The organism is Achromobacter sp. Bel (genome assembly GCF_012928505.1).
Classification (GTDB): domain Bacteria; phylum Pseudomonadota; class Gammaproteobacteria; order Burkholderiales; family Burkholderiaceae_B; genus Achromobacter.
In genome coordinates this window covers 1-19,366 of record NZ_JABBJN010000054.1, presented here as the reverse complement: position 1 = coordinate 19,366, position 19,366 = coordinate 1, and the positions used below count along the sequence as shown (strand labels likewise).

16 protein-coding genes are annotated in these 19,366 nt (G+C 65.8%); 2 read left to right on the top strand and 14 right to left on the bottom strand.

Annotated elements, in window-relative coordinates:
* Window positions 1-2: 2 nt before the first annotated feature.
* The 5 genes from HG262_RS25135 to HG262_RS25115 all read right to left on the bottom strand — a co-directional run bounded on the left by HG262_RS25135 (window position 3) and on the right by HG262_RS25115 (window position 5,612).
* Window positions 3-1,622 carry a methyl-accepting chemotaxis protein gene (locus HG262_RS25135; RefSeq protein ID WP_169273603.1) on the bottom strand — a complete coding sequence of 540 codons (1,620 nt, stop codon included), beginning with the start codon at window positions 1,620-1,622 and terminating at the stop codon, window positions 3-5.
* Between the two features lie 259 nt (window positions 1,623-1,881).
* Window positions 1,882-3,363, bottom strand: a complete 1,482-nt coding sequence (locus HG262_RS25130; RefSeq protein ID WP_169273602.1) for an amidase — start codon at window positions 3,361-3,363, stop codon at window positions 1,882-1,884.
* A gap of 195 nt (window positions 3,364-3,558) precedes the next feature.
* Window positions 3,559-4,068: a PaaI family thioesterase gene (locus HG262_RS25125; RefSeq protein ID WP_169273601.1), complete on the bottom strand. Its 510-nt coding sequence runs from the start codon at window positions 4,066-4,068 to the stop codon at window positions 3,559-3,561.
* A complete protein-coding gene (locus HG262_RS25120) occupies window positions 4,062-4,652 on the bottom strand; it encodes a TetR/AcrR family transcriptional regulator (RefSeq protein WP_169273600.1) in 591 nt (196 codons plus the stop codon). The genes HG262_RS25125 and HG262_RS25120 overlap by 7 nt, the downstream gene beginning before the upstream one ends.
* A 75-nt stretch (window positions 4,653-4,727) precedes the next feature.
* Window positions 4,728-5,612, bottom strand: coding sequence for a LysR family transcriptional regulator (locus HG262_RS25115; RefSeq protein WP_169273599.1), 885 nt, complete (start codon window positions 5,610-5,612; stop codon window positions 4,728-4,730).
* Window positions 5,613-5,759: 147 nt separating this feature from the next.
* Here HG262_RS25115 and HG262_RS25110 point away from each other — a divergent pair, with 147 nt between their 5' ends.
* Window positions 5,760-7,298: an MFS transporter gene (locus tag HG262_RS25110; protein ID WP_169273598.1), complete on the top strand. Its 1,539-nt coding sequence runs from the start codon at window positions 5,760-5,762 to the stop codon at window positions 7,296-7,298.
* 10 nt (window positions 7,299-7,308) lie between these two features.
* Here the strand turns inward: HG262_RS25110 and HG262_RS25105 are convergent, their stop codons facing one another.
* The 6 genes from HG262_RS25105 to HG262_RS25080 all read right to left on the bottom strand — a co-directional run bounded on the left by HG262_RS25105 (window position 7,309) and on the right by HG262_RS25080 (window position 15,686).
* Complete coding sequence (locus tag HG262_RS25105; RefSeq protein ID WP_169273597.1) at window positions 7,309-7,695, bottom strand: hypothetical protein; 387 nt, start codon at window positions 7,693-7,695, stop codon at window positions 7,309-7,311.
* Window positions 7,696-7,783: 88 nt separating this feature from the next.
* A complete protein-coding gene (locus HG262_RS25100; RefSeq protein WP_169273596.1) occupies window positions 7,784-10,054 on the bottom strand; it encodes an ATP-dependent DNA helicase in 2,271 nt (756 codons plus the stop codon).
* Window positions 10,051-11,694 (bottom strand): VRR-NUC domain-containing protein, encoded by a 1,644-nt coding sequence (locus HG262_RS25095; RefSeq protein WP_169273595.1) that lies wholly within the window; start codon window positions 11,692-11,694, stop codon window positions 10,051-10,053. Before HG262_RS25095 ends, HG262_RS25100 begins: the two co-directional genes overlap by 4 nt.
* A gap of 174 nt (window positions 11,695-11,868) precedes the next feature.
* Window positions 11,869-13,182, bottom strand: coding sequence for a cytochrome c (locus tag HG262_RS25090; protein ID WP_169273594.1), 1,314 nt, complete (start codon window positions 13,180-13,182; stop codon window positions 11,869-11,871).
* A 12-nt stretch (window positions 13,183-13,194) separates the two neighbouring features.
* A complete protein-coding gene (locus HG262_RS25085; RefSeq protein WP_169273593.1) occupies window positions 13,195-14,970 on the bottom strand; it encodes a GMC family oxidoreductase in 1,776 nt (591 codons plus the stop codon).
* Between the two features lie 2 nt (window positions 14,971-14,972).
* On the bottom strand, window positions 14,973-15,686 hold the full coding sequence (locus HG262_RS25080) for a gluconate 2-dehydrogenase subunit 3 family protein (RefSeq protein ID WP_169273592.1): 714 nt from the start codon (window positions 15,684-15,686) through the stop codon (window positions 14,973-14,975).
* A gap of 325 nt (window positions 15,687-16,011) precedes the next feature.
* On the opposite strand from HG262_RS25080, the gene HG262_RS25075 reads away from it, so the two are divergent.
* On the top strand, window positions 16,012-16,587 hold the full coding sequence (locus HG262_RS25075; protein WP_169273591.1) for a hypothetical protein: 576 nt from the start codon (window positions 16,012-16,014) through the stop codon (window positions 16,585-16,587).
* 17 nt (window positions 16,588-16,604) lie between these two features.
* Here the strand turns inward: HG262_RS25075 and HG262_RS25070 are convergent, their stop codons facing one another.
* The 3 genes from HG262_RS25070 to HG262_RS25060 all read right to left on the bottom strand — a co-directional run.
* Window positions 16,605-17,360, bottom strand: coding sequence for a GntR family transcriptional regulator (locus HG262_RS25070; protein ID WP_169273590.1), 756 nt, complete (start codon window positions 17,358-17,360; stop codon window positions 16,605-16,607).
* Entirely contained in the window at window positions 17,357-19,075 is a 1,719-nt protein-coding gene (locus HG262_RS25065) for a glycerol-3-phosphate dehydrogenase/oxidase (protein ID WP_169273589.1), read from the bottom strand. Before HG262_RS25065 ends, HG262_RS25070 begins: the two co-directional genes overlap by 4 nt.
* A partial coding sequence (locus tag HG262_RS25060) for an FGGY-family carbohydrate kinase (protein WP_248293494.1) occupies window positions 19,072-19,366 on the bottom strand: 295 nt, incomplete at its 5' end. The genes HG262_RS25065 and HG262_RS25060, both read right to left, overlap by 4 nt.

The following is a 19,366-nucleotide window of genomic DNA, read 5'->3' as shown; positions in this document are numbered from 1 at the left end:
GCTCACACCTTGAAGCGCGACACGCCGCTGCGCAGGTCGTTCGCAACCAGCGTCAGCTCTTCGATGGCCAGGCTGGACTGGCGCAGCGATTCCACCGTCTGCTGAGCGGCATCGCTCAGTTGCTGCAAAGCCTGGTTGATCTGTTCGGCGCCGGTCGCCTGCGCCTGCATGCCTTCGTTGACCATCTGCACGCGCGGCGCCAGCGTCTGCACCTGCTGGATGATCTGCGACAACTGCTCGCCCACCTGCTGCATGTCGGCCATGCCGCGGCGCACTTCTTCAGAGAACTTGTCCATGCCCATCACGCCCGCCGACACCGACGACTGGATCTCGCGCACCATCTGCTCGATATCGTAGGTCGCGACGGCGGTCTGGTCGGCCAGGCGGCGGATCTCGGTCGCCACCACGACAAAGCCGCGGCCGTACTCGCCCGCCTTCTCGGCTTCGATCGCCGCGTTCAGCGACAGCAGGTTGGTCTGGTCCGCCACTTTCGTGATAGTCGTGACCACTTGCGTGATATTGCCCGCCTTCTCGTTCAGGATGGCCAGCTTGGCGTTGACCGAACCGGCCGCGCCCACCACATTGCGCATGGTGTCTTCCATGCGCGCCAAGCCCACCTGGCCGCTGCCCGCCAGGGATGCCGTCTGCTCGGCGGCGCTGGACACTTCGGTCATGGTGCGCACCAGTTCGCGCGAGGTCGCCGAGATCTCGCGCGACGTCGCGCCAATCTCGGTCGTGGTGGCCGCCACCTCGGAAGCCGTCGCCTGTTGCTGCTTGGACGTTGCGGCGATCTCGGTGACCGAGGTCGCGACCTGCACGGCCGATCGCTGCGTCTTGCCCACCAGGCCGGTCAGCTCGTCGACCATGCCGTTGAAACCCGTTTCGATGGCGTTGAATTCGTCTTTGCGCGCCAGCGACAGGCGGCGAGTCAGGTCGCCGCCCCCGGTGGACTCCAGCGTCTTGACGATATCGCGCATCGGATTTGCGATAGCCCGCATCAGCAGAAAGCCGCACACGACGGCAGCGGCGATCGCCAGCGCCAACGAAACCAGCATCCCGCCCTCGGCCGTGTCCACGGACTTCTGGATGCTGACTGCGGAATCGTCCGCCTGCTTCTTGTTTTCAGCCACCATCTTGGCCAAGATGTCGCGGCCTTTGTAGAAAGCCGGCCGCAGCTCCGCCTTGATGCGCGCCTGCGCCTGGGCCACATCGCCTGCCGTGGCCACCGACAGGATGTCGGCGCGGACCCGCTTATATTCCTGCAGTTCCTTTTCGAATTCGTCGAACATCTTGCGGTCGTCGCCGCGCGATATCGTGCGGCGGTACAACGCGATGTTCTCATCCAGCTGCTGATCGTTGTTGGGCAGCGCTTCCAGCGCGGCGCGGCGCTCTTGATCGGTATCCGAGTTATAGGCGTCCTGCACCACCACGAACCCCGCGAACCACGAAGACCGGATCGAGGTGCTGTAGTAGATACCCGGCACCGCGTCGGTATTGATCGTGGCGACTTCCTCCTCGATATGCAGCAAGCGCCGGTAATCCACCACCACCATCAACGCCATGATGGCCAGGATGACCAGGAAACTGGCCAGGATGCGCTGGCGGAGTGTCAGATTCTTCATGCCGGGAGCCCTTTGTGCTGGTTCAACGCGTCAACGCCCCAAAGGACGCCCCTGAACGATCGATCGGATGCGCTGCGGTGCGCGCCACACCCGTCCATGACGGGATGTGGGTAATTTCACTAATTATTGCAAAGGCTTGGCCTGTCAGCCACGAAAATGCAAGGGAAACCCTAGTGAAAAGGCCGGTTCGTCGGAAAAATGCAAAGCCTGCTTACAAAGCCTTGTATTTTACGGTGACAGTGCGTACCGGAAGCGCTTTTCAAGCAGCGTCGCGCCACAAGGTTTCCGGCTGCCGCGCGCGCACCCAATCGCTGGCCTGCTCATAGGCATGCGCCAGGCGCAGCACATCGAGGTCGGCCTGCGGCGGCCCCACCAACTGCATGCCCATCGGCAGGCCCTGCGCATTGAACCCGACCGGCACGCTGATCACCGGGCAGCCCGCCAGCGTCCACGGCGTCACCGTCTCCATCCAGCGGTGATAAGTATCCATGGTGCGCCCCGCGATCTGCTTGGGCCAGTCCAGCGACACATCGAACGGAAAGACCTGCGCCGACGGCACGGCCAGGAAATCCACTTCGTCGAACATGCGCAACACGGTCTGATACCAGGCGCTGCGCTCTTCCGTGGCCTGGTAGACCTGCCGCGCCGTCATGCCTTCCAGCCCCTCCACTTCCCAGATCAGCGCCGGCTTGACCAGCTTGCGGGTCTCGGGGTTCTCGACCAGCGCATGGAACTGGCCGCCCACCATCAGGTGGCGGTGCGCCAGCCAGATGCGCCACAACCGGTCGCCCGCGAAAGGCACCTGGTAGTCGACGACGTCGCAACCCGCGGAACCCAGCGTGGCCAGCCCCTGGCCGCACAGTTCCAGGATGCCTGGCTCCATCGCCAGATAGCCGTTCCAGTCGCCCAGCCAGCCGATGCGCTTGCCGCGCATGTCGGCCTCCAACGGCGCGGCGAACTGGGCCGGATCGTCGCGCAGCGACAGCGGCGAACGCTTGTCGTGCCCCGCCATCACGGACAGCAGCAGCGCCACGTCGCGCGGCGTCCTGCCCATCGGCCCCTCAAAGGACAGCTGCTTCAAGAACACTTCGGGCGACGGGCCAAACGGCACGCGCCCCGCCGACGGGCGCATGCCGTAGACGTTGCAGAAGGCCGCGGGGTTGCGCAGCGAACCGCCGAAGTCGCTGCCGTCGGCGACCGGCAGCATGCGGGCCGCCAAGGCGGCTGCGGCGCCGCCGCTGCTGCCACCGGCCGTCTTCGAGGGATCGTACGGATTGCCGGTGGCGCCGTAGACCTTGTTGTAAGTATGCGAACCCAGGCCGAACTCCGGCACGTTGCTGCGGCCGATGAAGATGGCGCCGGATGCCCGCATCCGCTCGACCATGATGGAGTCGTGCGGCGTGACCAGATCCTTGTAGACCAGCGACCCCATGGAGGTGACCATGCCACGGACGGCCGTCAGGTCTTTGGGGGCCTGCGGCATGCCGTGCATCCAGCCCAGCCATTGGCCGGCATCCAGTTGCGCGTCGCGTTCAGCGGCCTCGCGCAGCAATGCGTCGGCATCGCGGCGGGCAACGATGGCATTGATCTTGGGATTGACGCGGTCGATGTGCGCCAGATAGCTGCGCATGACCTCGACGCAGGACAGTTCGCGCCGCCGGATCGCATCCGACAGGGCATGCGCCGGCATGGCGACGATAGGGTTCAGGCTGGCGGGGGCGGCCGGCGTGGCGAGGGGCATGCGGTCTCCTGGTTTGTCGTTTTAGGCGCCGGCGGTTAACCCCCGGCGCAACCGACATACTACGCAAACCGGGCGAAATGCGCCCGCCCCGCCAGACGCCCGGCCCCGTCTACGCGAGCGGCCGGCACGCCGCCGCGCTCCAGCGCGGCGGCAAGGATGGCAATGGGATCTACGGCCATCAAGGCCGTTTCTTTTTCAAGCTGCGGCAACGGCCGGCGCCGGCCGCGCAAACACCAGCAACGTGGACGTGGCGGAGGCCAGCAGGCGGCCCTGAGCGTCCGTCAATTTGGCTTCGGCATAGGCCACGCGCTGGCCCATCGATAGGACCCGGCCCTCCGCGCGCAGCAGGCCGCTGTGGCGCGTGATGGCCTTGTGATAGGCCACTTTCAACTCCAGCGTGGTGTAGGCCTGGTCTGCCGTCAGCTGCGAGTGCGCGGCGCAGCCACAAGCCGAATCCAGCAGCGTGGCCGCGTACCCGCCGTGCACCGTGCCGATCGGGTTGTACGCCTGCGGCCCGGGCGTGCCGGCGAACACGGCGCGCCCCGTTTCCACTTCCACGAAGTCGAAATCCAGCGTCACCATGATGCCCGGCTTGCGGCCGGAAGCCAGCAAGGCGCGCAGTTGCGCCAGGCCGTCCAGGCCCGCGCCGGTCTCGTCGACCAGACTGGGTTCGCGATGGGGGGTGGAGTGGGTGGTCATCAGCATTGCTCCAGGCCCAGCCGGGCCTTCAAGAGCCGGCGGACATCCGCCAGCATGGCATTCGCCCGTTGCGCGTCGGTCTCGCAACGGGCCAGGGATACGGCGCCGACCAGTTCGGACAGCACCGAACGGGCCAGCGGTTCAGGATCGGGGTAGCCGGCCGCGGCCAACCGGCCCGCCAGCGCCTGCACCAGGCGGCGCATCCCGGTGGCGTAAGCCTCGCGGCAGGCTTCGGATTGACGCGGCAGATCGGACGCCAACGCCACCAGCGGGCAGCCATGCGCCCGCGCCTCGCAATGAGCGGGCGACAGGTAGGTGTCCACATACGCAGCAAGACCTTCAGCCGGCGGGCGCCCGTCCAGGCGCTTTTGGGCACGCGCCAGCGCCTCGTCGAACATGTGTTTGATCGACGCTTCGACCAGGGCATCCTTGGAATCGAAATGCGCGTAGAAGCCGCCGTGCGTCATGCCTGCCTGGCGCATCACCGCTGCCACGCCGATCCGGTCGGGGCCATCGGCACGCACCGCATCAGCCGCCGTTTTCAGAATGCGTATCCGCGTTTCCCGCTTGTGTCCGTTGCCGTAGCGCATGACGAGCCCGCCATTAAATGATGCCGGTCATACTAATATGATGAGCATCATCCTACAAGCCCGATCACGCCGGACTCAGGGAAAGAGATGGTGCGCCAGATGGTCGATGAACACCCGCAGTTTGGGCGACGCATGGCGGCTGGCGGGCCACAGCGCCCACATCGTGCCGCTGCCCCGCGTGCGGTCATCCATCACGATCTGCAATTGCCCCGAAGCCAGTTCGCGGCGGATCGTGAAGTCCGGCAGGCAGACGATGCCCTGCCCGCCCACTGCCAGCGCAATCCGCATTTCGACGCTGTTGCAGACCAGCGTCAGCGGCAAATCGGGCGATTGCGCGTCAGGACCCAGCTTCAGCGGCCATTTTTCAAGCCGGCCCGTCGCGGGATATCGGTAATGCAGGCAGGCGTGGCGCAGCAGGTCGACCGCGCGCTTGGGCGTGCCATGCTGGCGCAGGTAATCAGGCGAGGCGGCCAGCACGCGCCGGAACGGCCCCAATCTGCGGCGCTTCAGACCCGAATCGTCCATGTCGCCAGTGCGGACCACGGCGTCATAGCCTTCGCCGATCACGTCCACCATCCGGTCGGTGAACTCCAGGTCCAGCTCCACGTCCGGATACTGGCGCATGAAGCTGGCGATGGTGGTTTCGAACAGCCCGCTGTAGCGCGGCAGGCTCACCCGCAGCTTGCCGCGAGGCGCATCGGCCGCTTCGGAAAGTTCCAGTTCGGCCGCCTCGACCTCGCACAGAATGCGGCGGCAGCGCTCCAGGAACTTCTCGCCCTCGGGCGTCAGTGCGATATGGCGCGTGCTGCGATGGAACAACCGCGCCTTCAAGCGCTCTTCCATGCGCGCCACGCTTTTTCCCACCGCCGACGGGGACACGCCCAGTACCCGGCCCGCCTCGGAAAAGCTACGCGTCTCCGCGACCAGCACAAAGATACCGATGCCTCCAAGACTATCCATTGCCTCTCCCAACTACGGACATTTATGTCCTGAATATTCGGAATCCTAGCCTATTTTTCTTTTATCCGATGCCTCCTAAGCTTGCCGTCATCGTGTCGCCGCTCCGCAATCCCGCTGCGCGGCGCCCTTGTTTCAACCGGCACGCCCATGCATCTATCCCAATCCCCCTCCCCCGGCCACCGCTGGCTGCAACTGCTGTCCGCCTGCCTCACGGCCCTGCTCATTCCGTTGTGCTTCACCGGCCCCGCCGTGGTCCTGCCGTCGATCAGCCAGGCGCTGGGCGGCACGCCGGTGGAACTGAACTGGATCCTCAACGGCTACATCCTGGCGTACGGCAGCGTCATCATGGTGTCAGGCAGCCTGACCGACCTGTACGGCCCGCGCCGGGTCTGGCTGCTAGGCCTGACCGGGTTCTGCGCCGCCACTTTCGCCATTCCTTATATGCCCACCACGGGTTGGATCGACATCCTGCGGCTGATGCAAGGCACGGGCGGCGCGGCCGCATTCGCCGCCGCGATGTCGTCGCTGGCCCCCCTGTTCCATGGCGTGGCGCGCACCCGTGCCTTCAGCTTGCTGGGCACCACGTTCGGCATCGGGCTGTCGTTCGGGCCGCTGGCCTCCGGATGGATGGTGCAGGCCGCGGGCTGGGAATGGGTCTTCCTGGCGACTGGCGGCGTAGGCGTACTGGGCGCCATCATGGTGGCCGTCAGCGTGCGGCCGGCCCCAGGCGCCGCCCAAGGCCGGCTGGACTGGCCGGGCGCCATCAGCTTCACCGGCGCGCTGGGCCTGTTCACCTACGGCATGTTGCTGGCGCCCGAAGCGGGCTGGACGGATGCGCACGTCATCGGCGCGCTATTGACGTCTGCCCTGCTGTCCGGGGTGTTCGTGCGCGTTGAGCGCCGCGCCGCCCGCCCCATGCTGGACCTGAGCCTGTTCCGCGACGCGCGCTTCGTCGGCGTGCAAGTGCTGGCCGCGTCGCCCGCGTTCCTCTTCATCGTGCTGATCGCGGTGCTGCCCGGCCGCTTCATCGGCATCGACGGCTACAGCGCGCTGGCTGCCGGCCAGTTGATGATTGGCCTGGCCGCGCCCCTGCTGGTCGTGCCGTTCATCGCCGCCATGCTGACGCGTTGGGCCAGCCCTGGCGCGCTGTCCTGCGCCGGCCTGCTCGCGGTGGCGGCGGGCCTGGTCTGGCTGGCCCGGGTGCTTGCCGGCGAGGGCGGCGCGCTGTGGCAGCCCATGAGCCTGATCGGCATCGGCATCGGCCTGCCGTGGGGCCTGATGGACGCAATGGCGGTCAGCGTGGTCGAGCGGGAACGGGTGGGCATGGCCACCGGCATCTTCAATACCGTGCGTGTCTCGGCCGATGGCGTGGCCATCGCGGTCGTCGGCGCCCTGCTGGCCACGCTTATCAACGCCCGGGTGGCCGCCGTGCTGGCGGACGCCTCTGACCAGAACCTGCTGCAGGCCGCGAACCGGGCCGCGCTGGGGCAATTGGCCGAGGCCGCCGCGCTATTGCCCGCGGCCCAGGACTTGCTCCGCCAGGCATACCAGCATGCCTTCGGGCAAGTGCTGTATGCGCTGGCGGCGCTCTCGGTGTTGCTGGCCGCCCTGGTCTATGCCCTGCTGGGGAAGTCCGCCGCCGTGGCCGCTCGCCCTGCCCCCGCCGGCACAACGAACGTCTCCTGACGTCTGCCGCTCAGGGTTGGTTGGACACCGTAGCGAACCCCAACGTCCCGTTGTGGCGGAAAAGGCAGGACGCGACAAATTCGCGCTTCTTGCCTTGGGCGTCCTTGAAGGTGTAATCGGTGCTGATCATCCACGCCAGCGGACCGACGTCGCGCATCACATCGTAGACGTCAGGAATATCCAGATCGGTCGCCTGGTAGAGCTCGGAATGCTTGTCCTCGGCGACCATCTGCCTGATCAGCGCCGGCGTTTCCTTCCGGCACAGCGCGACCAGCTCGTCCGCGTTTTTCTCGGACCACATGTCCGCATCCGTGTATGGCAAATCGCGCGCCAGGACAGTGGCGGACGCCATGACGCAAAGCAAGCCGCAGACGGCCAGGAAGCGGGTTCGGATCATCGGTGCCTTACAGCTAAGGTGGAAAGGGCAGGATGATACGCGACGTCCCGCTCACCATGAGGCGATGGCCAAGCGCAGGGCGCCGCGTTCAGTCCACTCGCCACCAACGAGGCAACAGGCCGCGCACTTTGGCGCGGCGATAGCGGTCATCGATCAGGTGGACCGTGCCCACGTCCTGTTCGGTACGGATCACCCGGCCGGCCGCCTGCACTACTTTCTGCATGCCCGGGTACAGATAGGTGTAGTCGTAGCCGTTCTCTTCGCCATAACGCAAGTCCATGGCGCGCTTCATGTTTTCGTTCACGGAGTTCACTTGCGGCAAGCCCAGCGTGGCGATGAACGCACCGATCAACCGCTTGCCTGGCAGGTCCACCCCTTCCGAGAACGCACCGCCCAGCACCGCGAAACCCACCCCCTGGCCGGTCTCGGTGAACCGGGCCAGGAACGCCGCGCGGCCCGGCTCATCCATGCCCGGCGTCTGCAACCAGATCGGCACCGTGGGATGGCGTTCGCGCATCAGGTCAGACACCTGGCGCAGGTAGTCAAAGCTGCTCAAGAACCCCAGATAGTTGCCGGGCCGTTCGGCATACTGGGTGGCGATCAGGTCGACGATCGGCGCCAGCGAACGTTCGCGGTCGCGATAGCGCGTAGAGACGTTGCCGACGACCCGCACCGCCAATTGCTCGGCCTGGAACGGCGCGGCCACGTCGATCCACGGCGTGTCCTTCGGCATCCCCAGCGTGTCGCGGTAGAACTGCTGCGGACTCAGCGTGCCGGAAAACAACACCGTCGCGTGTGCCGCCGCAAAGCGCGCCGCCAGATACGGCGCCGGCACCACATTGCGCACGCACAAGATCGACGGCCGCGTCTTGACGCTGGCCACGCCCGCGTCCGACAGCGTCACGTCGAACAGCGCGTGCGAACCGAACTGCTCGGCCAGGCGCATGAACTGCAGCGCTTCGAAGTAGAACGTCAACACCGGGTCGTCTTGCGGCAACGGCGATTCCGCCATGTGATCCATGATCGCACCCACTGCCTTCTGCACGGCGGCCAGCACGCCCGGCGCCACCATCTCATAGGCCTGATATCGCTCGGCCTGCTTCTTGTTCAGCGCGTTCCATGACCGCTGCAACCCATCCAGCGACTTCTTCAGGGCCTTGGGCGCCGCATAGCGCGCTGCGGACAATGACGCCTGGTCCAGTTCGCCCGTGTACATGCGGCGCGCCCGATCCACCAGATTGTGGGCCTCGTCCACCAGCACCGCCACCTTCCACTGGTAGGCCTGCGTCATGGCGTACAGCATCGCCGTGGCGTCGTAGTAGTAGTTGTAGTCGCCCACCACCACGTCGCTCCAGCGGATCAGCTCTTGCGACAGGTAATACGGGCACACCTGATACTCGCGGGCAGTCGCGCGTACGGTGGGCGCATCCAGCCGGACGTGCTGCAACGCCGCTGCGCGCGCTTGCGGCAAGCGGTCGTAGAACCCTTTGGCCAAGGGGCAGGAATCCCCGTGGCAGGCCAGGTCCGGATGCTCGCAGGTCTTGTTGCGCGCCTGCAGGTCCAGGACCCGCAGCGCGGGCGCGGCCGGCTGCGCATTGACGGTGTCCAGGGCGTCGACCGCCAGCCCGCGCCCCGACCCCTTGGCCGCCAGGAAGAAGATCTTGTCCAGGCCCGTGCCGGGGCTGGCCTTGAGCAACGGAAAGATCGTGCCCAGCGTCTTGCCGATGCCGGTGGGCGCCTGTGCCATCAGGCAGCGGCCGTCGCGCGCCGTGCGGTACACGGCCACCGCCAGGTCGCGCTGCCCGGCGCGGAATTCCCCATGCGGAAATGCCAGACTCTCCAGCGCCGCGTCGCGCGACCGGCGATGCGCAAGCTCGGTCCTGGCCCAGGCGAGGAAGCGGCCGCATTGTTCCTGGAAGAAGGCGGCCAGCGCCGCCGCCTCGTGCGTTTCCACCAGCACCGTTTCTTCTTCGGTGACCACATTGAAATACACCAGGGCCACGCGCACCTGTGCCAGCCCGCGCGCCTGGCACAGCAGATGGCCGTAGACGCGCGCCTGCGCCCAATGCACCACACGATGGTTCTCGCGCACGCTATCCAGCTGGCCGCGGTACGTCTTGACCTCTTCCAGCTGATTGGCCACGGGGTCGTAGCCATCGGCCCGCCCTCGCACCAGCAGGTTTTCATGCTGGCCCGACAGCGCCACTTCGGTTTCGTAGGCAGGGCCGCGCCGGCCCGTCACCACGGCATGGCCCGCCATGCCCTCCAGCCCGGTCGGCGCCGGCGTGAAACGCAGGTCCAGATCGCCCGCCCGCGCCGTGAATTCGCACAGCGCGCGCACCGCCACGGTGTAGTTCATGCCGCCTCCTCCCGCCAACTGACGTGGCAGACGCGCACCGGCATCGCGTGCGCCACGCAATACTGCAGCCAGCGGATCTGGTTGTCCTGCAGCTTGTCGCCAGGCCCTTTGACCTCAACCAGTTCATAGCGGCACTCTGCTGGCCAGAATCGGATCAGGTCCGGAAAGCCAGAGCGGTTGGTCTTGACGTCCCGCAAGAGCCGGGCGAAGAACAGCTTCAGATGCGCGGCGGGCAGGCAGTCCAGCGCCTGCGCCAACAACGTGTCCGACAGCGCGCCCCAGAACACGAACGGCGACTGCACGCCCGATTTCTCCGCATAGCGCTGCCAGATCACCTCGCGATACGCGGGCGTGTCCAACTGCGCCAGGCAATCTGCGAACAAGGCCTTGCGGCGTTCGTGGAAATCCGGCGCATCCAGGTCGGCCGGCCCCCGCTGGAAAGGATGGAAGAACGCCCCCGGCAACGGCGCGAAGACCGCCGGCCAGCACAATAGGCCGAACAGCGAATTGATCAGCGCGTTCTCAACGTAGTGCACCGGCGCATCGTCCTGGTGCAGATGGTCTCGGGTCACGAATTCCACAGGCATCGGCTCGGTCGGCCGCGGCAAGGTCAGATCCGTGCGCAGCAAGGCCGGGGCCGCCGCCCGCGCGGGCACACCCTGCCCCGCCCCCCGGTACAGTCTTGGCAACATCCGCGCCAGACGCTGGCTTTCTTCTTCGCTTTCCGGCGCGGCTTGCGCCTGCAGGGCCAACGCCAAGGCCTCGTCGAACCGCGCCATGCGTTCATGGACGCGGATACGGCGATGCCGCGCGCCTGGGTACGCGCAACGTTCATAGACGCGTTGCGCCGCCGGCCAGTCCTGCGCCCGTTCGCACGCCTGCCCGATCCGCAACAGCACCTTTGCGCGGCGCTTTTCCAGCCACGGGTTCTGGCTGGCGCAACCCTCCACGGCCTGCAGCAAGGCGTCCAGCTCGGCCCCTTCTTCCAGCGCCGCCCGGCACGCATGCAAGGCCAGATAGCCATCCACGTCGGCACGTGTCTGGAACGCCCGTGACGACGCCTCGAACGGCACGGTCTCGTACTGGAACACGCCCAGGTCGGCCAGCACGAATTCCGACCAGTCCTGGTACAGGTTGCCAAAGAACATCAAACGGAAGCGTTCGCAAAGGTCGCCCACCGTCACGCGCCAGACGGGTTCGTCGGCCGCCGGGTTCCAAGCGGCATAGGGCTGGGGCGCATCGTGCCGCGCGCGCAAGGCCTCCAACAGATCCGCCTTGCGCGCCGCCGGCTTGACCGGGGCATCCACGAACAGGCGGCAAAGCTCGGGCTTGGTATGCAGGGCGAACAGCTCGTCCAACGTCATTGGCGCATCGGCGTCCAGCCACCCCAGCGCCCGCAGCGGCGCCGCGGCGTCCGGCGTACTGGCGATTTCTTCGTAGACGAGCCGACTGGCGCGAAACCACGGTCCGCGCCGCATCAGCATGCGCACCATCAACGCCTGGGACGCCTGCGGCAAGACCTGGAAGTCGCCCAGAAAACGGCGTTCGCCGGCATCCAGCAGGTCGGCGTAGCGGTCAGAGACCCACGCCAGCGCGCGCTGGAAATTGTGAAGGTAGTAGTAACGGTGCGGGGGAAACATCGGCCAGGCCGGATAACTGGTGTTTTATCCAGTAATCATAGCAGGCAGCCGCGCCCGGTGCCTGCCCTTCACCGGCGATCTGGGCTCGGCGCATCCATAAAAAAAGCGGCGCCGGAAAGCTTGGGCTTTCCGGCGCCGCCATCGCGCGGATCCGGGATGCGGAACCGCCGGGCGTTATCGCGCGGGCTGCGCGGCCGCCCCCACTTCCTTGCGTACCTTGGCCACGTCCGACGCGCTGACTGCCGCGCCCTTGTTGCCCCAGCTGGACCGTACGAAGGTCACCACATCGGCGACTTCCTTGTCCGTCATGCGCCAGTCGAAGCCGGGCATCGCGTAGGCGGTCGGCGCCGCCGTCGTGCCCGGCATCTGCGCGCCCTTCAACACGATGTGGATCAGCGAGGCCGGATCGGCGGAGTTCACCGTCGAGCTCAGCGCCAACTGCGGGAACGTTTCCGTATAGCCCTTGCCGGTGCTGCGGTGGCAGGCGGCGCAGTTGTTCAGGAACGCCATCGCGCCATCGCTCTTATCCTTGCCGGTGCGCAGCGCTTGCGCCACGGACGCGTCATAGGCCAGCGGCTGGGTCGCGTCCTTGTTGACCGGCGGCAAGCTCTTCAGATACACCGCAATGGCGTTCAGATCGGCGTCGGACAGGTGTTGCGTGCTGTCTTCCACCACTTGCGCCATGCCGCCGAAGGCGGCCGAATGACCGTTGCGGCCCGACTTCAGGAACACGGCGATATCTTCCTTCGTCCAGCTGCCCAGCCCGTCGGCGACGTCGCCGCGCAGATTCTTGGCCAGCCAGCCTTCGACCACGCCGCCCGACAGGAAGGCCGAGCCGTCCGCGTCGCTCAACGCTTTTTCCTGCAAGGCGAAACCGCGCGGCGTATGGCAGGTGCTGCAATGGCCCAGGCCTTCGACCAGGTACTGGCCGCGCAGCAGCGCTTCGCGGTCGGCGCCCTTCAAGTCGCTGGCGGCCGGGCCGCTGACGACATCCGGCGCGAACATCCAGCGCCACACGGTCAAGGGCCAGCGCATCGACATGGGCCAGGAAATGTCCGTGTCCTTGTTTTCCTGCTTGACGGGTTCCACGCCATGCATGAAGTAGGCATACAGCGCCTTCACGTCATCGGGCGTGACCTTGGCGTACGCGGTGTACGGCATGGCCGGATACAGCGAATGCCCGTCGCGCGCCTTGCCGTGGCGCACGGCCAGGTCGAAGTCTTCGTACGTGTAGTTGCCGATGCCCGTCTCTTTGTCGGGCGTGATGTTGGTCGAGTAGATCGTGCCCAGCGGCGATTCGATGCCCAACCCGCCGGCAAAGGGCTTGCCGCCCCGGGCCGTATGGCAGGCAATGCAGTCGCCGGCGCGCGACAGGTATTCGCCCTGCTTGATCATCTGCGCATCCGCCGCGGCCGGCGTGCCGTCCGCCGCGAAAGCAGCACTGGCGATCAGGGCCGAAAAGGCCGCAACAATGGTTTGCTTCAACATTGTTCCGTCTCCTTAAGCCTGGACCAGCGGGCCGGGGTTCTTCAAATACTGGTCACGGATCGCCTGCGCGGCCCAGAAGGCCAAGGCGCCCACCAGCCCCGTCGGGTTGTAGCCCATGTTCTGCGGGAACACGCAGGCGCCCATCACGAACACGTTCGGCACATCCCAGCTTTGCAGGTACTTGTTGACCACACTTTCCTTGGGGTTCGCGCCCATGATCGCACCGCCCGTGTTGTGCGTGCTCTGGTAGACCCGCGTGTCATAACGCGCGCCCTTCTTGCGCACCGCCACGAAGTGCTTCTCGGGATTCATGGCCTTCGCCACAGTTTCCATGCGCTTGCCCATGTAGCCCAGCATGTCGAACTCGTTGTCGTGCCAGTCGAACGTCATGCGCAGCAGCGGCTGGCCATAGGCGTCCTTGTACGTCGGGTCCAGCGACAGATAGGCGTCGCGGTACGACATCACCGAACCGGAAATGCCGATGGTCATGAAGCGCTGGTACGCGTCCTGCACGCCGGCCTTCCAGGCGGTGCCCCAGGTGGGCGTGCCCGGCGTCGTCGGCGTCTGCTTGATCGGACGGCCGCCGTAGCGCACGTGGCGGATGCTGGCGCCGCCCACGAAACCCAGCGGGCCGTGGTCAAACTGGTCGCCATTCAAGTCATCCATGCCCACGCCGCCCGCGCCGGTGCCCACGAAGGGGTTCAGCTGGGTGCCCTTGGGCAGCAGCACGTTCACCGCGCCGTTCATCTGGTACGCGTAGTTCTTGCCGACCACGCCTTCATTGGTCTTCGGGTCATACGGTTTGCCGATGCCCGACAGCAGCAAGAGGCGCACGTTGTGCATCTGATAGGCGGACAGGATCACCAGATCGGCCGGCTGGTCGATCTCGCGGCCTTCGGCATCGATGTACGTCACGCCGACGGCCTTCTTGCCGGTGGAATCCAGGTTGACCTTGATCACCTGCGAATGCGTGCGCAGCTCGAAGTTCGGCTTTTTCAGCAGCACCGGCAAGATGGTCGTCTGTGGCGAAGCCTTCGAATACATATAGCACCCGTAGTTTTCGCAGAAACCGCAGAAATTACAGGGCCCCAGGCGCACGCCGTACGGGTTGGTGTACGGGCCGGAAGCATTGGCGGCAGGCGCCGGATACGGATTGAACCCGACCTCGCGCGCGGCTTTCTCGAACAGCTGTGCGCCATAGGTATTAGGCAGCGCGGGCAACGGGAATTCCTTGCTGCGGCGGCCTTCCAGCGGGTTGCCGCCTTCGACGATCTTGCCGTTCAGGTTGCCCGCCTTGCCGGACGTGCCGCACACATACTCGAACTTCGAGAAGTACGGTTCCAGTTCGTCGTAGGTCACGCCGAAATCCTGGATGGTCATGCCTTCCGGAATGAAACTCTTGCCGTAGCGCGTTTCGTAGCGCGTGCGCAGTTCCAGTTCTTCCGGCAATACGCGGTAGTGCATGCCGTTCCAATGGAAGCCCGCGCCGCCCACACCCGTGCCCAGCAGGAACGAGCCGTTCTGACGGTACGGCACGGCCACGTCATCCACGCCATGGCGGATCGTCACGGTTTCCTTGGACAGGTCCTGGAACAGCTTGCCGCGCACGGAATATGCCAGTTCGTCGACCACCTTGGGATACTCGGCGTCCTTGGGCGTGTCCTGCATGCCGCCGCGCTCCAGCGCCAGCACGTGCAGGCCGGCTTCGGTCAGTTCCTGCCCCAGGATTGCGCCGGTCCAGCCGAACCCGACCAGCACCGCATCCACTTTGTCTTTTTTGATCGCCATGATTAACCCTTCTCCCCAGAGATCGACACGGGGCCATAGGGGTACTTCACATTGGGCTGGTCGACCCAGTCCATATAGTCGGCGCGCGCGCCCGGAAAGCCCACCATCTTCCAACCCACCATGTTCTTGTTGCCGCCGTAGATCGGATCGGCAAAGAACCCTTCCTTGGTGTTGGACAAGAGGAAGCTGAAGAACGTCCGGGCAGGTACGGTCCCGAGCTCGATCTTGCCGCCCTGCAGATCCTTCAGGATCTGTTCCTGCAGCGGCTTGTCCAGCTCGGCGTACACCTTGCCGTGCGTTTTGACGCACCAGGCGTTGCAGGCTTCGATGCCGTGGCGGTAGACCTCGCGGGGATTCTGGTTCAACTGATAGCCCAATTCCGGCACCTGGTCGGTATGGAACGGGCCCTGCATGTACCAGAGCTTGCCGTGGCCGAAGGGCGTTTCCATCTGGCGGTCGATGAACTCGGGCACGCCAGCGGCGATGGCGCCCGGACCATACTCGTCGGCGGGGATCAGGTGATCCACGGCCGCCACGATGAAGGTCCATTCAGGCTGGGTGAAATAGGTGGGTGCGTAGGGCTTGGCGGCCTGAGCGGCCTTGCCTTCGTCGGCGCTGGTACAGGCCGTGGTCAAGGCCCCTACCGCCATCGTCGACGCCGGCACAATGGCCAACGCTTGCAGAAACCGCCGGCGCGGCTTTGCATCTTCTGTCATAGACATCTCCGTGAATACTCCAAGTTGTCCTAGCGCGCTACCGAACATGAAACCTGGAAACACGAACTGCCGAGCTAGTGACAACACGCTCTTTGCTTACAGAAAATCGAACCTGCTCTTGAAAAGGGACGTAAGAGAAGGTGTTGGCATTATGCGCCTTTTCGACCATCTGATCCGCTCATATGACCATATCAGTTCGATTTTCTTGACATGGAAATATCTTTTGCATTAAGGACAATGTAAGAAGCCCGCAAAAGCGGGCTTTTCTGACAAGCGGGTTAACGGATTCTGTATATTTCACGACAGCAACAGCAACGGATCCCCCATGAACGACAAGACGAAGACCTGGCGTAGTTCGACGACCACGCGCAGCTGGAGTTCCACCACGGACCTCACGCCCGAACAGCGCGTCAACATTGAAGACCTGCTGGACGGCAAGATGGACGGCGTCAGCGTCAGCCAGGAATGGAGCTACGCAGGTGTTGAGAACGGGGAAGTATTCAAGGTCGAGATCAAGGACGGCGCGGTCACGGTGAACGGCCGCAAGTACGACAGCCTGGACGAGGTCCCGCGGGCCACGCGCGAACGCATCGAAGCGTTGCGCAGCGGCCAAGACCTGGGCGGCCTGTGGGACATGCTGAAGAACGCCGGCGTCGACATCAAGGACCTGGCCGCCCCCACGGGCAAACCCGCATTCACGATCGAAACCGACACGCCGGACCAGGAAATCGGCCGCCCGGCGCGAAGCGTGCCTGCGGACGACGCTGTACGCAGAGCCGCAGCCGACCCCTCCTTGTCGCCGGGCGCGGTGCGCTCGGGAGGAGGACTGCGCCGCACGCTGCTGATCGGCATCGCCATCGGCCTGGCGCTATGGGTGGCGCAGGCGCTGAACCTCTTCTGATGGGTTCAGGCTGCGCCTCAAGTCGTGGTCTGGACGTGCAGACGGCTGGATTTGCAGCGGTGCAGCGCGCGGTAGTATTCCAGCGGCCGGCCATTAGCGCCATACGCGATGGACTCAATGCGCAGCAGCGGTTCCGCGCTGGCCATGCCCAATAGTTCGCACGTCGGCGCATCTGGCGCCACCGCATCAATCCAACGCTCCGCGCGCACGATGCGCAAGCCGTACTGGCGGCGCAGCACGTCATACAGCGACCGGTTCTCCAGGCGTGTGCGGTGCAGGCCAGGCGCCAGATCCGCCGGCACGGCGGTTTCCACCAGCAATTGCAATTCGCCGTCGACGCTGCGCAGCCGCTTAAGCCCCACCACCATGTCCGCATCGGCCAGCGCCAGGGCCGAGGCTTCCTGCGCGGTCGGCGCGCGCAGTTCCTGCACCAGCACCTGCGTGCGGACCGTGCGGCCCTTGCGCGCCATCTCGTCTGAAAACCCCAGCACCGTCGAGACGAAATCCTCGTCGCGTTCGCGCGCCGACACGAAGGCGCCCTGCCCGCGGATCTTGTAGATCAGCCCGTTGCGCACCAGATCCGCCAGCGCCTCCCTGACCACGATCCGGGAAATGCCGAACTGTTCACCGAATTCGGCCTCGGTAGGCAGCTTGGCCCCTACCGCAAGCTCCCCCTGAAGGATCTTGCCCCGCACCACATCGCGGAACTGCGTCCAAAGCGGGGCGCTGGCGGTTCGGTCCAGTACGTCTTGGGTCGGAATGGGGTTGCTCATGTCGTGATAAGGCTAGAAGTCGAATCAATATCTACAAAATGCCGGTCGCGCAGGATAGCGGCGCAAGCCAGCCATTCGTCGCGCCGACGCGTGTCCGTCCAATCCAGCGCCGCCGCAACCAGATCGGCCAATTCGGCCAGCAAGCCGTCGGTCACGCGGCCGCGTATCGCCAGCAAGGTCCTGCGGATCACCAGATCCGCCAGATGCTGCACGCCGGTTTCATGGCACAACCTGCGGATCTCCGCTTCGGAATAGTCCGGCGCATGCCGCAGCGGAACATCGCCCGCGCGGGCAAAGCCTTGCGCCAGCGCGCCAGCGCGCGACCCGTAGCGGCCGACCAGCACGTCGATGCGCTCACGCGGCAAGCCGGACCGGCTGTGGATCACGTTGACCAGTTGCTCCCTGGCCTGTCCGTCCGCAGGCATATCCGCGCCGCCGCCGATGGCCAGCGTCTCGGTCAGGCGCAAGCGCGGCCGGCCCAGTTGCGCCAGCACCTGATTCGCCGCCATTTCCGCCAGCGATCGGAAAGTGGTCCATTTGCCGCCCACCAGGCACACCAGCGGCACCTCGCGCACGGCGTTCGGCGGGTCGACCACCACCGCGTGATCCCGCGATATCTGGCCGGGCTTGTCGGCATCCGAGTACGCCAGTGGGCGCACGCCGACGTAAGTGTAGACGACGTCTCCGCGGGCAAAACGCAGCCGCGGGAAGACCTCGCCCAGCACGTCCAGCAGGTAATCGATCTCGGCGGGCTCGGTGGCCGCCTGGTCGGGATCGTCCACCGGTATGTCGGTGGAACCGACCAGCACGCGATCCATGAAGGGATAAACGATGCAGACTCGTCCGTCCGACGCTTCGAAATACACCATGCGCCCGTCCAGCGCCGTGCGCAACGCGGGATGGTCCAGGATCAGGTGCGAGCCCTTCGTGCCCATGACACGCGAACCCGCCCCTTCCAGCACGCCGGCCGACCGGTCCAGCCAGGCGCCCGTGGCATTGACCACGGTGTCCGCTGTGACCTCGACCGTTTCTCCTGTGATCTCGTCTCGCAAGCTCAGCGTCTTGCCGCGGCAAGCCATCACGTTGCAATAATTGGCGGCCAGCGAGGCGGGTTGGTCAGCATGTGCATCGGCCATCAGTTCCAGGATCAACCATTCGGGGTGGCTGATCCAGGCGTCGAAATACGTGGCCGTCCACCCCACTGAATCCCGGAACAAGGCGCCGTCTGCGGCTGAAGCGCGAGCGATCCGGTGTTCGGGCATCACACGCTGGCACCGCCCCAGCCGGTCATACAGGCGCAGGCCCAGCGCCACCACGAACAAGCCGCGCGCGCCGGGCGACGCCGTGAATCCCGCAAACCGCAACATGCTGCCCAGCAAACCGCCGAACCGGCTGGACAGCGGCACGACCGTTTCCAGCGGATGCACCAGATGCGGCGCGTTGCGCAGCAGCAGATTGCGTTCGCGGGTGGCTTCGGCCACCAGCGCGAACGCGCCGCTCTCCAGGTAGCGCAGACCACCATGGATCATCCGCGACGGCGCGCTGCTGGCGCCGGCCGCGAAATCGCCCTTGTCGACGATCAGGCAGTCCACGCCTTGCAGCGACAAATCACGGAACACGCCCACGCCATTGATGCCCGCGCCGACAATCACCGTTGAAAAGTGGCGGCCCGCCAACGCCGAGGGGCGGACATAGGGCAAAGCGGCCGTCGTCATGGCGCACGCCCCGCCAATTGTCCGAACACGGGCGCCATATTGCCGATCAGCGCCTCAAATTCCGAATAGAACGCCGCGTGGGCCTCGGCGGCCGTCGCGTCCGGCGCCTCGGCCACGCAGCGCACCGGCAAGACCTCGTCCGCGCAAGCCCCTTGCGACAATGCCGCATAGCCGGCCGCCCCGCGCGCCCCGGTCTCGTCATCGCCGCAGCGCTCCACCGGATGCCCCAGGAAATCCGCCAGCAAGCGCACCAGCCGCGGATCCCGCGCGCCGCCGCCCAGGGCGGCCACC